At 63.5% G+C, this 15,276-nt stretch carries 10 protein-coding genes and 1 pseudogene; 3 read left to right on the top strand and 8 right to left on the bottom strand.

All coding sequences use genetic code 11. The annotated features are described in order from the left end of the window. Positions 1 to 32: 32 nt before the first annotated feature. Together clpB and HQ394_RS00160 are read right to left on the bottom strand one after the other, a co-directional pair. On the bottom strand, positions 33 to 2,624 hold the full coding sequence (gene clpB / locus HQ394_RS00165; RefSeq protein WP_190261515.1) for an ATP-dependent chaperone ClpB: 2,592 nt from the start codon (positions 2,622 to 2,624) through the stop codon (positions 33 to 35). Positions 2,625 to 2,778: 154 nt separating this feature from the next. Then, complete coding sequence (locus HQ394_RS00160) at positions 2,779 to 5,733, bottom strand: N-6 DNA methylase (protein ID WP_190261514.1); 2,955 nt, start codon at positions 5,731 to 5,733, stop codon at positions 2,779 to 2,781. Positions 5,734 to 6,320: 587 nt separating this feature from the next. On the opposite strand from HQ394_RS00160, the gene HQ394_RS00155 reads away from it, so the two are divergent. Beyond that, positions 6,321 to 7,133 carry an O-methyltransferase gene (locus tag HQ394_RS00155; RefSeq protein WP_190261513.1) on the top strand — a complete coding sequence of 271 codons (813 nt, stop codon included), beginning with the start codon at positions 6,321 to 6,323 and terminating at the stop codon, positions 7,131 to 7,133. Positions 7,134 to 7,186: 53 nt separating this feature from the next. On the opposite strand, the gene plsY is transcribed toward HQ394_RS00155, so the two are convergent. The 3 genes and pseudogenes from plsY to HQ394_RS00140 all read right to left on the bottom strand — a co-directional run bounded on the left by plsY (position 7,187) and on the right by HQ394_RS00140 (position 10,131). Further along, a complete protein-coding gene (plsY, locus tag HQ394_RS00150; protein WP_190263034.1) occupies positions 7,187 to 7,801 on the bottom strand; it encodes a glycerol-3-phosphate 1-O-acyltransferase PlsY in 615 nt (204 codons plus the stop codon). A 20-nt stretch (positions 7,802 to 7,821) separates the two neighbouring features. Continuing rightward, positions 7,822 to 9,132 (bottom strand): dihydroorotase, encoded by a 1,311-nt coding sequence (gene pyrC / locus HQ394_RS00145; protein WP_190261512.1) that lies wholly within the window; start codon positions 9,130 to 9,132, stop codon positions 7,822 to 7,824. Positions 9,133 to 9,160: 28 nt separating this feature from the next. Then, a pseudogene (locus tag HQ394_RS00140) lies at positions 9,161 to 10,131 on the bottom strand (aspartate carbamoyltransferase catalytic subunit). Between the two features lie 258 nt (positions 10,132 to 10,389). Between HQ394_RS00140 and HQ394_RS00135 the strand changes: the two are divergent. After that, positions 10,390 to 10,764 carry a YcgJ family protein gene (locus HQ394_RS00135; RefSeq protein WP_223292143.1) on the top strand — a complete coding sequence of 125 codons (375 nt, stop codon included), beginning with the start codon at positions 10,390 to 10,392 and terminating at the stop codon, positions 10,762 to 10,764. Positions 10,765 to 10,830: 66 nt separating this feature from the next. Here the strand turns inward: HQ394_RS00135 and HQ394_RS00130 are convergent, their stop codons facing one another. Together HQ394_RS00130 and HQ394_RS00125 are read right to left on the bottom strand one after the other, a co-directional pair. After that, the gene (locus HQ394_RS00130; protein WP_190261510.1) at positions 10,831 to 11,319 is read right to left on the bottom strand and encodes an Hsp20 family protein; all 489 of its coding nucleotides are present in this window, start codon (positions 11,317 to 11,319) and stop codon (positions 10,831 to 10,833) included. Between the two features lie 200 nt (positions 11,320 to 11,519). After that, on the bottom strand, positions 11,520 to 12,161 hold the full coding sequence (locus tag HQ394_RS00125; protein WP_190261509.1) for a YbhB/YbcL family Raf kinase inhibitor-like protein: 642 nt from the start codon (positions 12,159 to 12,161) through the stop codon (positions 11,520 to 11,522). 428 nt (positions 12,162 to 12,589) lie between these two features. Here HQ394_RS00125 and HQ394_RS00120 point away from each other — a divergent pair, with 428 nt between their 5' ends. Next, positions 12,590 to 14,119, top strand: a complete 1,530-nt coding sequence (locus HQ394_RS00120) for a GH3 family domain-containing protein (protein WP_190261508.1) — start codon at positions 12,590 to 12,592, stop codon at positions 14,117 to 14,119. Between the two features lie 15 nt (positions 14,120 to 14,134). On the opposite strand, the gene HQ394_RS00115 is transcribed toward HQ394_RS00120, so the two are convergent. Further along, positions 14,135 to 15,145 carry a L,D-transpeptidase family protein gene (locus HQ394_RS00115; RefSeq protein WP_190261507.1) on the bottom strand — a complete coding sequence of 337 codons (1,011 nt, stop codon included), beginning with the start codon at positions 15,143 to 15,145 and terminating at the stop codon, positions 14,135 to 14,137. Between the last annotated feature and the right edge of the window lie 131 nt (positions 15,146 to 15,276).

Raw genomic sequence — 15,276 nt, 5'->3', positions numbered from 1 at the left:
AGCTTAGCTCGGCAACCTGTTAGGGCCGCTGTTCAGGCCGCTTCTGCGGCGACCCCGTCGAGCATCAGGCCGCCTGTTCCCGCATCAATGTGCACCGTGTCGCCGTCCTTGATCCGCCCTTCGAGGATGCCGGTGGCGAGCGGGTTCTGCAGCTCACGCTGGATTACCCGCTTCAGCGGCCGCGCCCCGTAGACCGGGTCGTAGCCCGCCGTCGCCAGCCAATCGATGGCAGCCTGGTCCAACTCGAGGCTGATCTTGCGATCGGCGAGCAGCTGGCGCAGGCGTCGCAACTGAATCTCGACGATCGTGCCCATCTGCTCCGGAAACAGCCGATGGAACAACAGAATCTCGTCGAGTCGGTTGAGGAACTCGGGTCGGAAGTTGGCACGGACGATCTCCATCACCTGTGCCCGTACCGCGTTCGAATCCTGCCCCACCGGCTGGTTGGCTAGGATCTCGCCGCCAAGGTTGGAGGTGAGAACGATCAGGGTATTGCGGAAATCGACGGTGCGGCCCTGGCCATCGGTAAGCCGACCATCGTCGAGCACCTGCAGCAGGACATTGAACACGTCCGGGTGCGCCTTCTCCACTTCGTCGAACAGGATCACCTGATAGGGTCGGCGACGGATCGCCTCGGTGAGCGCTCCCCCNTCCTCGTAGCCCACATAGCCTGGAGGCGCGCCGATCAGCCGGGCGACGGTATGCTTTTCCATGTACTCGGACATGTCGATGCGCGCCATCGCCGTCTCGTCGTCGAACAGGAACTCGGCCAGTGCCTTGCACAGCTCGGTCTTGCCGACGCCGGTGGGCCCGAGGAACAGGAACGAGCCGATCGGCCGATTGGGATCCTGCAGTCCTGCCCGCGCCCGGCGGACGGCGTTTGCAACCGCGACAATCGCCTCCTTCTGACCGACGACACGCTGCTGCAGCTGTTGCTCCATCTGCAGCAGCTTTGAGCGCTCGCCCTCAAGCATCTTTTCTACTGGCACGCCCGTCCAGCGGGAGACCACCGAGGCGATGTCCTCGGCGGTCACCGCCTCGTTGACCATCCGGTTCTGACCCGCTTCCTCGGCCAGTTGCAATCTGTGCTCAAGCTCAGGGATCTTCGAATAGCGCAGTTCACCCGCCTTGTCGTACTGCCCGTCGCGAACGAAGCGCTCAACCGCCGAGCGAACCTGCTCCAGCTCCTCCTTGATCTTGGTTGCGCCGGCCAGGGCGTCCTTTTCCGCCCGCCACTGCGCCGTCAGCGCGTCGGACTGCGACTCCAGATCCGCGAGTTCACGCTCCAATCGCTTCAGGCGATCTACCGCCGCGGCGTCATTCTCCTTTTTCAGTGCCTCGCGCTCGATTTTGAGCTGGATGATGCGACGATCGAGTTCGTCCACCTCCTCCGGCTTCGAATCCACCTGCATCCGCAGGCGGCTTGCCGCCTCGTCCATCAGGTCGATTGCCTTGTCGGGCAGGAAGCGGTCGGTAATGTAGCGGTTGGATAGGGTCGCCGCGGCGACGATGGCGCCGTCGGTGATCCGCACCCCATGGTGCAACTCATATTTTTCCTTCAGCCCGCGCAGGATCGAGATCGAATCCTCCACCGTCGGCTGCGAAACAAACACCGGCTGGAATCGCCGCGCCAGGGCAGCGTCCTTTTCGATGTGCTTGCGATACTCGTTGAGCGTCGTTGCGCCAATGCAGTGCAATTCGCCGCGCGCCAGCGCCGGCTTCAACAGGTTCGACGCATCCATCGATCCCTCGGCGGCACCGGCGCCGACGAGGGTGTGCATCTCATCGATGAACAGAATCACCTCTCCCGCGGCGGCGCTCACCTCGTTCAGCACCGCCTTCAGTCGCTCTTCGAACTCGCCGCGAAACTTCGCCCCGGCCACCAGGGCGCCCAGATCGAGGACCATCAACCGCTTCTTCTTCAGCGTCTCCGGCACGTCGCCCTTGACGATGCGTTGCGCCAAGCCCTCGACGATGGCGGTCTTGCCGACGCCGGCTTCGCCGATCAGCACTGGGTTGTTCTTTGTCCGCCGCGACAGCACCTGGATGGTCCGGCGGATCTCCTCGTCGCGGCCGATCACCGGATCGAGCTTGCCGTCCGTCGCCGCCGCGGTCAGATCACGCGCGTACTTCTTCAAGGCGTCATAGGAGTCCTCGGCACTGGCGCTCGTCGCCGCCCGCCCCTTGCGAATATCGTTGATCGCCGCGTTCAGTCCCTGTGCCGTGAGCCCGGCGTCGGCGAGAATCCGTGCCGGCGGCGTACCGCTGGCCAGCGTCAGGGCCAAAAGCAGGCGTTCGACGGTGACGAAACTGTCGCCTGCCTTCTTCGCCACCTCCTCCGCCTGCTCGAACAACCGAACCGTCTCGCTGGCGAGGTAGACCTGACCAGCGCCGGCCCCCTCCACCCGCGGCAGTTTCGTCAGTTCGGCATCGACGCCGCGGCGTACGCGTTGCCCATCGCCACCGGCAGCGGTTATCAGATTGACGGCAAGGCCCTGCTCATCTTCCAATAATGCCGCGAGAACATGCAAAGGCAGCAGCTGCTGATGCCCGCGCCGCATCGCCAAAGTCTGCGCCGCCTGAATGAAGCCGCGCGCCCGCTCAGTATATTTTTCCAGATCCATTTGTTCGACCCAGCCTCACATCCTATCGCTGCTCGGCAAACCGGTTTGACAACCGGCAAACCCTGTTCCCCTACAAGTACGGGGGTCAGCCCTTGATATGGCCGGATTTACAAACGCCGCAACGGGGTCAACGTCCTTCGTGCCATAACTTTACTCACGACAACAGACGCTCGATCATCGCATCAAGATCGGGGGCCAGCCCCTCCTGATGCAAGCGGGCGCGGACGATGCGGCGTGCCCGAGTAAAGTGACCTGCTTCCGGCAAGCTGATGGCACTGGCAATACGCATCGCCTCCCGCGACAGAGCGACGATCCGGCGGTGGTCGTCGGACTGCGGATCGAAACGCGGAATCGGCAGGGCAAAAATGAGCTTGTCGAAATCCCGCGCGCCCCATCTGCCCCGCGACTGCAGCGCTTCGACACGGCCGCGAATCGTTTCGCTGTTGAGGATGCCGGCGAGAAAGCAGGCTTCCGCCTGCGAGTCCATCTCCGCCCAATAGAGCTTGTGGTCTATCAACGCCGAGCGATCCTCGATCATTGCGGCAGTCAGAAGCACGCCTGACTTGGAATAGACGACGCGGATCGGCGCTGGTGGCACCTGGCGTGCCAGAGCGTCCATGTAGTTCCAGCGCTGAATGAGCGACAAGGGCGTGCGTCCATGCTGCCGCCACAGCCGCTCCGCTTCGCGCAACCAGCGACTGAGGCCAGGAAAGCCGCGATGCTCCGCCGCGTCGGCATCCAGCATGCAATCTGTGCCCGGGTCCCAGGGGATGACCGCCAGCACCGGCCGCAAGACACGAAACGGTGCGATGGATTCGCCGAGGAGCAGCGGGCGGAGAAACCTCGCTTCCACCGCGCCGCGCAAGGGTGCCAGGTCGCGCCAGGGCACTTTGTCCTGGCGGCCATTGCGACTGACGACAAGCGGCGCCGCCGGATTGGTGCCGAGGCGCCCGGTGTCCACCCGATCGACGACGCAGAGCCGGCGGGGCACCATCGTCGCCCCCTGGCGGAAGCAGGCACGGTAAGGCGAACCACCGCTCAACGTTGCCGCCGCCGGCCACGGCCGGCTGGTAAAGCGGAGCACCGCCGCCGCTTCGCCAAGCGCCGCGTTGCGACGCTGAAGGTAACCGATGCAGGTGATGATCTCGGTGGGCAACGGCCCGGCCGGCGCCCGCCTGGCAAACAACACTGACGAAGGCACGGGAAACAGCGGCTTCGTCTTCTCATCAAAGGCCCAGGCTTCGGTGAACCGCACCTCGGCACTGGCGAACCGCCCGGAGCGGAAGCTGGCATACTGAGCGCGGTTCAGGCTGCCATAGGGCATGACCAGGGCGATGGTACCCTGCTGCTTCAGGTACAGCTCGGTGCAGCGAACAAAGAAATATGCGGCCAGGTCCTGGTGGGCGGCGAGCTTGCCACCACTCCACAGGTTGCGCAGGCGACATTCCTCACGAAACTTCCGCTGTAGCTCCGGCGCCATGTAGCGATAGGACAACCACGGCGGATTTCCGACGATCACATCCGCCCGTTGGTAGCGCGACGACAGCCAAAGCGGGCGGCTGAGATTGCGGGCGATGTAGCCCCAAATGTGATCGCGGCCGCTCTGGCGCAGCACGTTCAGATGTCCGTAGGTGGTCACTAGGGTCTCGCGATCCGTCTCGTCCTGGATCCCGGCGCGCGTCAACCAGGCACGCATCGCCGCCAGGCCAGCGTTCTGTTCGCTGAGATCGAGCATGGTCTGAACCGTCGCATCGAAGCGGGCGGGGTCGCTGGCAAGTCGTTCGGGGAATGACAGCTCGGGGCCATCTGGCACTCGGATCAGTACGTCGCGCGCGGCGTAGAGCTGGCGCGTGTTCCATTGCAGTGAATCGCCAAGATAGACTGGGATCGAGATCGCCTGTGGTCGGGACTGCAACCGTTCGTGGCCGATGGCAAGCAGATAGGCGACCCGGGCGATGATCACCGCCACCGGGTGGACATCGATGCCGATCACCCGCTCCAGGCACTGACGCAAGACGTCGGCCGGCTCCGCTCGACTCTCCGCGGCGGCGTCGAGAAAGCGGCGGACGGCATGAAAGAGGAAGGTTCCCGAACCGCAAGCCGGATCGAGGACGCGCTGCGACCCAGGATGCTCGATGGCTTGATGGCAGACCTTGGCGGCAAGCCAGTCTGGCGTGAAGTACTCACCCAGGTCATGGCGCTGTTCGGGATCAATGAGCGATTCGTAGAGGCCTTTGAGCACATCGTGACTCACGTCCTCCAGGTAGAACCGCGTCACCTGGCGGCAGATACGGCCCACCAGTTGCGCCCCACCGTCCGCGTGCAGGACCCAGTCGAAGAAGTCGGTTTCGACGGCACCGGCGATCCCGGCGTCGCGGAAGGGGCGACCGTTGAGCAGATCGACCGGGTCTGGCACTGGTACCGCGAGGACGCAGACCGCGATCGTCTTGGCGACGATGGTCAGATAAGTGTGCTGCAGGAACAGATCGTCGGCGTCGATGCGGGTGCCATAGACGACGGCAAGAAACTCAGCCCACAGCTGACGCTTCAGCTGTGCTTCCGGCAGTTGGCGGGCGACTGTCCAGAGCCTGCCCAATCCCTTGAGCGCCCGACGATAGACGAGACTCTCCCGTCCCAATTCAAAGCAGATTGTCGCTGGATCCGGCGGCAAGTTCGGGCGCAGGGAAACCACCGAGTCGAGCCAGATCAGCAGGCCACGAGGCTGCGACAGCTCGGTCCGATACGTCGCCATTGCCGCCAGCTGACCCTGGTCGATTTCATAAGCGATGAACTCGGCGCCATCGGTGGCAATGCCGATGAACCGCTCGCCGGTCTCCCGCTCCCGCTGCGGCAGGTATCGGCTGAGTTCGGCCTCCGCATCCCGACGCTCGCGTCGCAGGTCGCGCTTGAACTCGAAAATCGTCTGCCCGAGCAGTGCGTCAGCGCGGCCACGTACCTCCGGTAGCGAGCGCTCGAAATGGATCTCGGCACTGCGGGCGCCGAGACCGTAAATCAGCAATTCAAAAAGGAGTGCACGAACTTTTTCATGTCCGGGACGGATCGCCAGTTCAACGATGATTTCCGCAAGACGGCGCGCCGGCAACGTCATGATCGCCGCCATCGACCATACGACGGCAAGTGTAGTACGCGCCGTGATTTCATCAGGAACTAATCTAACCTAAAAGACAAATGCCCCAGACTGGGCGAACGTACCACCATAGAGGGTTATACACTGTCACAGGTCTTGCAATGAAACTGACGCGGTTCCTCCAACGCAGGTCCTGCCCCAGTCCGTGAATGAGTCCGTGAATGCCCAAGGACAATCAGCCGACATCCCCAAACCCGGCGCGGTGACAACCGCTCCGATGCGCCCCCATCCGGCATGCGCCCTCCCACCGGTCACCAATGTGGTGTATGACCTTGTCGATACGGATGAGTGCCTGTACATCTCGCCGGCTGCATGTGAGGCGCTGGTGGCGGCGTCAATCGGTTCGCTGCGCCACGGGCCTCGGCATAGCGTTTGTCAACGCCCGTTCGGGCCGGCGATCTCGTTGCCTCCAGCGCCATGTGTGCCATGTTCGCCTCAGTCCAGTCTAAGCCATCCGGTGCCTCGGACATCGACTCGTTTCTCACCTTACCCACGGAGTCGCGTTCGCCGCGTATCGCCAACAGCGCCACTGCCGCGGTGCTCCTGACATGACTACGTCTTCTATCGTCTGGCCGCATGCGAGTGCAGCGGCAATGCGTCCCGGCAGTGCGCTCCCCGGGTTGCCTCTGCCGTTGCTCCCGCTGGACAAGGCAACCCTACCCGTACGCCTTCGCCACTATTGGTCCGCGTGGCTTAGCCGGCAATCACCGGCCGTTGCCGTCGCGCCGCCGGTGATCGAAGCCCTGCTCGACGAACTCGGAACCAGTGGCTGGCGTATACGCCGGAACGCGGCGCGGGCAATCGTGCATCTTTGCGACGCGGCACAGCCGACAGCCGTGCTTGAGTTCGGCAGCGGCGTCAGCACCGTGATCTTCGCCGCTCTGGCGCGCGCCCATGGCTGGCCAATGCCGATCGTCTCGATCGAGGAAAGTCCTGTCTACGCCGAGCGGACGCGAGAGCTGCTGCGACGTTACGGCGTAGCCGACAGGGTGACGGTGATCGTGGCACCGGTGGAGGAACAGACGCTCGACGGCTGGCGCGGCTTCACCTATCGAACGGACGACCAAGCCGTTGTCGCGGCACTGCGCGGGCTACGCCCCGACTTTCTGTTTTTCGACGGTCCGGCCAGTTGGCTGCGGAGTCGGCGCGACTGCCGCTACGGCAACCTCCTTGTCGCCCAGCGCTACGCCGCGAACGGGGCGCTTTTCGTCGCCGATGACGCCTTTCGCCGCCGCGATCGAGCGATTCTCGCCCGCTGGCATGCCATCGACGGGGTCCACGTCTTCGGCCTGTTCCCTCTCGGTCGCGGCCTTGGGCTCGGGATGCTGCATCCGTCGCCCGGAGCCACCGTCGCGCCCTGAGCCGGCGTCCATCAGCCCGTGTCGATCAGATGCGACGCCCCCGGGACAGGTGCTCAGCCGGTCGGTGGTGCGTCCGCCGATTGATGGCCGATTTTCGGTTCCTGGCCGCTTAACAGGCGGCGAATGTTGGCGTGGTGACGGACAAAGGCAAGGATGGTCAGTATGGCCACCGCGCCGGCGCGGGTGCTGTCGCCGAACACCAGCATCAGGATTGGCGCTACTGCCAGCGAGATCAGCGCCGCCAGCGATGAGTAACGAAACGCCACCGCCGCAGCCAACCAGATGCCCGCGGTCAGCAGGCCAACCGGCCAAGCCAACCCGGTCAGGACCCCCAGCGTCGTCGCCACCCCNTTACCGCCACGGAAGCCTAGCCAGATGGGGAAGTTATGGCCAATGACGGCGGCGACACCGGCAATCACGCCCAGTTGCGGCGCCAACACACCCAGTGCTACCGCTGGCACCGCACCCTTGGCACAATCGAGTGCGAAGGTGAGCGCCGCGAGCCCCTTGTTGCCGGTACGANNAAGCACGTTGGTGGCGCCGATGTTGCCGGAACCGATGCCGCGAATATCACCCAGGCCGGCAAGCCTGGTCAGCAGCAGTCCGAAGGGAATCGCCCCCGCCAGGTAGCCGATGGCGGCGGCGACCAGTGCTGCCGAGAACGTCACGTTGAGCGATCGCTCATAGCTCACCCCAGGAGTTCAAATACGCGCCGGCCATCGACCACCGTCATCACCACCCGCCCCTGTACGGGCCGATAGTCGAAGGGGGTGTTCTTTGATTTGCTATAGAGTTCGTATTCGCGGATTTGCCACGCACGGTCTGGATCAAACAGGGTCAGGTCCGCCGCACCACCACGAATCAGCCGACCCGCCGGCAAGCCAAAGCGCTCCGCCGGTCTGCTGGTTAGCAGGCGGATCACTTCGAGCAGCGACAGAAAGCCGTTGTGATAAAGCTCAAGCGAAATCGTCAGCAGTGTCTCGAGGCCAAGGCCACCGAAAGCGGCCTGGGCAAAGGGAAGGCGCTTGGCGTCTTCATCTTCTGGTGCATGATCCGAGGCGATCGCATCAATGGTGCCGTCCACCAGGCCGTCGATAACAGCCCGGCGATCCTCATCCGCCCGCAGCGGCGGTGACAGTTTGGCGAAGGTCCGATAGTCGCCGATGGCGTTCTCGTTCAGCGCGAAGTAAGGCGGCGCGGTATCGCAGGTGATATCGAGCCCACGCGCCTTTGCCCGCCGCACCACATCCACCGCGGCCGCCGTCGACAGGTGGGCGAAATGCAACCGCCCGCCGGTGAGTTCGACGAGGCGCACGTCGCGCTCGACCATGATCACCTCAGCCTCGCTCGGGATGCCCACCAATCCCAGCCGGGTGGCCATCTCGCCGGCGTTCATGTCGCCACCTGCCGCAAGCGTCGGCTCTTCCGGATGTTCGACGATGAGCAGGCCGAAGGTGCGGGCGTAGCTGAGCGCCTGACACATCACCTTGGCATTCGCCACCGCCTTGACCCCGTCGGTGAAGGCCACCGCGCCCGACTCCGCCAGCATGCCGAGTTCCGCCAGTTGCTGACCTTCGAGACCCTCGGTCACCGCACCGTAGGGATAGACCTTGGTCAGACCAAGCAGGCGGGCACGGCGGGCGACAAATTCGACCACAGAGTTGTCATCGATGACCGGGCTGGTGTTGGGCAGACACACCATCGAGGTGATGCCTCCCGCCGCCGCGGCGCGACCAGCCGAAGCCAGCGTTCCCTTATGCTCTTCCCCNGGCTCTCGCAACTGCACCCGGATGTCCACCAAGCCCGGACAGAGGCTGTAGCCCTGGCAGTCCACCACCTCGCAGCCGTCCGGCAGTTGCCCGGCGATCACGTGGGGACCGAAGTCGACGATGCTCTCACCTTCGCTGAGCAACCCACCCGGCGCATCGAGATTCGACGACGGATCGAGCAGGCGGGCATTAACGTAGGCAACCACCCCCGTGGCATGCGTGCTCCCCACCGCCCTTCTCCTCGCTTTCCATCGCCGTTCACGCGTTCTTGGATGACTCGTCCGGCAGGTTGCGTGTCAAGAGTTCGAGACATGCCATCCGCACCGCAACGCCCATCTCCACCTGTTCACGGATAACGCTGCGGCCAAAGTCATCGGCAACCACGGAGTCGATTTCGACCCCGCGGTTCATTGGTCCCGGATGCATGATCAGCGCTTCCGTGTTGGCATGCGCCAGCTTCTCATAATCGAGACCGAAAAAATGAAAATACTCCCGGATCGAAGGCATGTAGTTGCCGCGCATCCGCTCGGTCTGCAGTCGCAGCATCATGATGATGTCGACGCCGTCGAGACCGCGGTTCATGTCATAGAACACTTCCGCACCGAGCCGTTCCACTGCGACCGGAATCAGCGTCCGTGGCGCCACCAAGCGCACCCGCGCTCCCATGGTAGTGAGCAGGTGGATATTGGAGCGGGCAACGCGGGAGTGGAGAATGTCGCCACAGATGGCCACAGTCAGTCCCGACAGTTCACCCTTGCGACGGCGGATGGTCAGTGCGTCCAGCAGCGCCTGCGTCGGGTGTTCATGGCTGCCGTCACCGCCGTTAATCACCGCGCAATTGACCTTGTCCGCCAGTAGTTTGACCGCACCGGATTCGGGATGGCGGACAACGAGGACGTCCACATGCATGGCGTTCAGCGTCATCGCCGTGTCAATCAGCGTTTCCCCCTTGCGCACCGAACTGGTCGCAACGGACATGTTGATCACGTCCGCACCAAGCCGCTTCGCCGCCAATTCGAAGGACGTGCGGGTACGGGTGGACGCCTCGTAAAAAAGTTGATGATGGTGCGCCCACGCAGGAGCGACTGCTTCTTGTCGGCGCGCCGATTCTGCTCAACGTAGCGCTCCGAACGATCGAGCAGCAGGGTAATCTCGGGCGGCGTTAAACCCTCGATGCCGAGAAGATCCCGGTGCCGGTAGGTGAATGCTTGTTCATCGAGATCCCGCATGGGAGCGGACTATAAGGGTCGGCAAACCACTGGCGCAAGGGAGCGACGGATTGTCCGCTGCACAATGCTGGCTCACGCGCCGACGAAGCCGGCAAGTCTCTGGTATCCGGGGCTTATTTCGGCGATGATGTGAGCGCCTGCGTGCCCACGCTGCGCCGGGATTCTCGCTCCGTCCCGGAAAGAATCGTCTTTTACGTGTCCGCTCGACGCCGCCGCAGTGTCACCTGACTAAGGTCTGGGAGACTCCCATTGCGAGAAATGCGCCTTCATAACGTACGATCTGCAGGAGGTGCTTACCTCCTGGTCCTGCTTGCCAGCGTCATTGCCGGACCCGCGTCGGCAGCAAAGCCCAGCGTTTACTACCCTGTCGATCGTGTGATCTGCGATCGCAAGGCGTGGGTCTGCTACGATCCGTTCGGCGCTTCGGTCCCGCTGACCAAGGCGCACCTGGGAAACCAAGCAGCAAACCTTCTGCAGCAGCGGATGACCAATGCCGGCAAAGCCTGGAATCCAAATCACTTCGTCCTGAGCAACGGCATCGAATGCTTTGTCGCCAAGAAGGTCTGCTTCGTCAGCGCCGGCAGTGAAGAAGTCGACCCGGAAGCAACCAAGCAACTCTTCGGCAATCGCTGACCTGCTGCGGCAGAACGAAAACGCCGGGGGTGCCGGCAACTGGCACCCCCGGTTTCATGCGATCGATCAGGCGGCGTGACGCTGCGATTCGATCTGGCTGGTGGTTTCGGCATCCACGGCAGCCTGCGCCGGCTTGGTCTGGATAGCGATCCGGCGCGATTTCGCCGCTTCCGGAATTTCGCGTACCAAGTCGACCACGAGCAGCCCGTTGTGCAACTGCGCGCCAGCAACGCGAACGTGGTCGGCGAGCTGGAATTGCCGTTTGAACGAGCGTCCGGCGATGCCGCGATAGAGGAAGGATCCGCCGGCCTCGGCGTCCTTACGGCGCCCTTCGACGGTAAGGCCGTTTTCCTTCACCTCAACCGACAACTCGTCCTCGCCATAGCCGGCGACGGCAAGCGTTACACGATATTGATCTTCACCCGTCTTCTCGATGTTGTATGGCGGAAAGCCATTCGAACCCTCGTTCCAACTGCCGGAGTTTTCCAGCAGGTTCATCAACCGATCGAAGCCGACCGTGGAACGGAAAAGGGGCGCAAAGTCGAGAGTGGTCATAACACACATCCTCCAGCATCAAGCAATGTGTCAACCGGCGGGCGGGCGAAGTCTTCGCTGCCGCCCGCGGTGTCGGACCCCACATGGGCATCCGATGACAATTGACTTAGTGCAGAATTTTCCGCCTGCAAGGGGTGGAAACGCGCTGTAATACAGGCTCGCTACCACCTCGACCGCCGGAGGATCGGTCGCGGATCACCTCAGGCGGCGCGCAACGCCCGGTTGAGGGTGAACGTGCCAAGCCACTCTCCAGACGCGAGTACGTGCCCTTGCATCGCTTGCAGCGCGTCGCCACCGCCGAACCGGCCGGACAATCCCAGCGACGGAACATCCAGGGCATAGACGGTAAAAACATAGCGATGCGGGATTTCGTCGTTCCATGGTGGGCACGGCCCGTCATAGCCGGCGTAGTCGCCGCCCATGTCCGCATCACCGGCGAACCAGTCGGTGTAGTTGTTGATCCCGCGCACGCCGAGCGGCATCGCGCCCGGTGCCTTGCCACGCGCAGTCACTCCGTCCGAGTCCGCCGCCTCGGCGATCGCCGTTACGCTGGCGGGAATATCCACAAGCACCCAGTGGTAGAAGTCCACCCGGGGCAGGTCGGCGGGAACGACGAGGCCAGCCTTGTTAACGTTATCAGGCTTGGACGGCACGTCGGGATCGTGGCAGATGACAGCAAAGGACTTGGTTCCGGCAGGAGCGTCTGCCCACCGGATGCCCGGATTGCGATTGCTGCTCAGCTCGATCGGTCCCGGTTCGGCGAGCTTGCAGAAAGCGTACGCCTCGGGAATGGCACCGCCTTGCGGCCAGGCATCGATCGTCACGTCCAAAGTTACCGTCATGTCCCTCTCCCATACTTGCAATGGCTGTGGCCCACCTGCACACCGAAGACAGCCCTCGCTGTCACCGCCATTCCGGTCCGGCAAGCCATCCCGGTGGCGCTCATCTTTGGGTGTTGTGCCGCCCACGGCAAGGGCGAAGCAACCTGGTCTGGCGCCTGCGCGTCGCTGCGGAGACACGCAGCCCAACGAGGCATGGGTTGACCAGCAGCGGCCATCGGCCCAACTACGGTGCGTATGCCGGCACCTCGCCGAAATATCCGATCTTGAGCGTACCCGACGGCTATGACGACTGGTGCAACTGCGACACCTTGCCGGATCGGCTGCCACGAGGGCGCAAGGGTGAGTATAGTCGATTGTGCTGCAGCTTTGACCAACTCGGCCCCTGCCGTCGGATTTTGTGGATGCCTGATTCTGTGGACGCCTGACGCATGCTCAATCTGACCCTTCCGTTTCGTGCCTACGCCCGCATCCGTAGCAGCAAGCTGGCAGCGCAGGATCCGGTAGAAGCGCAGCGCCAACAGTTGCATCAGTTGCTGGCGAAGGCGAAGAACACCCACTTCGGTCACGCCAACCGTTTCGCACATATTCATCGAGTGGAAGATTACCAGGATCGGGTCCGCATCCGCCGCTATGAGGATTTCTGGCGCGAGTACTGGCAGCCGGTCTTTCCTCGCCTCGACAACTGCACCTGGCCCGGCACCATCCCCTACTTCGCCCTGACCTCCGGTACCACCAGCGGCGTCACCAAGTACATCCCGGTCTCACCGGAGATGATCGCCTCCAACCGCGTCGCCGGCCTCGACATCGTCACCCACCACTACGCCGCGCGCCCCGGCAGTACGCTGATGCGCGGTCTTTGCTTCATGCTTGGTGGCTCAACAGCACTCACCCAACTGGCCCCCGGTATCTGGGGCGGCGATCTGAGCGGCATCGCCGGCAAGACCGTTCCCTGGTGGGTACGACTGCGCTACTTCCCGCCACGCGAACTGGAAACGATCGCCGACTGGGAGGAGAAGATCACCCGCTTCGGCCCGGCTTCGCTGGCGAGCGACATCCGCGCCGTCGGCGGCGTCCCCAGTTGGCTGCTGCTGTTCTTCGACAAATTGGCGGAGCTGCGGCCGGACTGTGATCGCCGGCTTGCCGGTATCTATCCCGATCTCGAAATGCTTGTGCACGGTGGGGTCAACTTTGCTCCCTATCGCAGCCATTTCGCCCGCTGGCTGGAGGGCAGCCGCGCCGAAACGCGGGAGATCTACCCGGCGAGCGAGGGCTGCATCGCCATCGCCGACCGTGGCGATGGCGATGGTTTACGCCTGATCACTGATACCGGAATTTTTTACGAGTTCGTGCCGCTGGAAGAACTGGATAGCCCCAATCCCACCCGTCATTGGCTGGAAACGGTGGAATTGGGCGTGAACTACGCCATCGTCCTCACCACCTGTGCCGGTTTGTGGTCGTACGTCATCGGCGATACGGTACGATTCATCGATCGCAACCCGCCCCGGCTCCTGGTGACCGGCCGCACATCCTATTTCCTGTCCGCCTTCGGCGAGCACCTGATCGGCGAGGAGATCGAGCGCGCCGTCGCCGAAGCGGGTATGGAGGTCAATGCTTTGGTGAAAGACTATTCCGTCGGCGCCCTGTTTCCGGAGGCCGCCGGCGAAGTGGGTGGGCACCTGTATATCGTCGAGTTCTCCGAAGGCATCCTGGCAGACGAGCGGCTGCACCACTTTGCCACGGCGATCGATGCCGCACTCTGCCGCGTCAACGAGGATTACAAGGCGCACCGGGCCGAGGGCTTCGGCATGCAGGCACCGCGGGTGCACGCTGTGCCACCCGACACTTTCACCGCCTGGATGAAGAGCCGCGGCCGGCTCGGCGGCCAGAACAAGGTACCGCGAGTAATCAGCGACACCAGCCTGTTCGCCAGCCTGCGTCAGTTTACCGGCTGCGCTTAGCGTCGAAGCGGCGGTTCAGGACCGGGCGGCGAGCGCGGCTGGCCGGGTGATCTGCACCGGAACGCCGCGGTGTTCGCGGACCGCCGTCTCCACCGCGGCCCAGTCGATGCGCGACATAGCCTCGCCGGCGCGGGACTCCACCAACGGGCGGACATCAGCCACGTTCGAGGGCTTCAGCGTCTGCTTTTCCTCCATCGCCCGGCCCTGCTGCACCGTGGGATGCGCCTCCAGATACAGCTCTCCACCCTGCCAGCCCAGTTTGTAAGGCTGATTGATGACGGCAACCGGGGTGCCAACCGGCACTGTCGCATAAAGCTTAGCGATATCGTCCGGATAGAGACGGATACATCCGCGGCTCGCCCGCCGGCCGATGGCGTAGACGCGGTTGGTGCCGTGGATCAGATAGTTGGCCCAGCCGAGATAAAGGGCGTGGCTGCCGAGAGGATTGTCCGGACCGGCGGGAACAACCGCCGGCAGCGTCGGATCGCTACGCCGCGCTTGCACCGTCGGTCGCCAGTCCGGCGCCTCTTTCTTGCGAACGACCGTGGTGCGGCCGAAGGGCGTCTCCAGGTCATCGCGGCCGATACCGACGGGGAAGTCGTAAACGAGGTAGCCGCGCTCGTAATAGTAGAGGCGGCGCTCCGGCATGTTGATAACGATCCCTTGTCGCGGCACCGATGGCAACACCCGCGCTTTGGGCAGGACGACCTCGGTGCCAGGTGAAGGCACCCATGGGTCGATCCCGGGGTTGGCGGCGACGATCTCCAGATAGCCAAGGTCGTGATCGACGGCGATATCGAGGAGGGTATCGTCTTTTTTGGTCAGCTGCTGCTCAAGCGCGCCGACCACGTCCTCTTGCTTTGGCCGTGGCATCGGTTTACCGAAGCCATTCGCCCCGTCGATGTTGCGCTGGGCGGCTTCAGTCACGTCGACGGTGCGCTCACCGCCAGTGCTGCACGCACCAACAGCCATGGCCACCACAATCACCAGCGATAGCGACAGCCACCCGGGCACTTTGTTCCGCACGATCCCCTCGTGTTCACACCTGCTCACTTATGGGGCGTATTGACAGCGAGGATTAAGACGAAATTTTGCACCCAGCGAGGCAGCAGCGCCTGAGCCTTGCAAAACGAGCTTGTTCAGCCGCGACTGGGTGG

It is taken from the genome of Defluviicoccus vanus, assembly GCF_014672695.1.
GTDB classification, from domain to species: Bacteria; Pseudomonadota; Alphaproteobacteria; order Rhodospirillales; family Defluviicoccaceae; genus Defluviicoccus; species Defluviicoccus vanus.
Note: the sequence above shows the minus strand (reverse complement) of the source record. Positions and strands in the feature narration are given on the sequence as shown.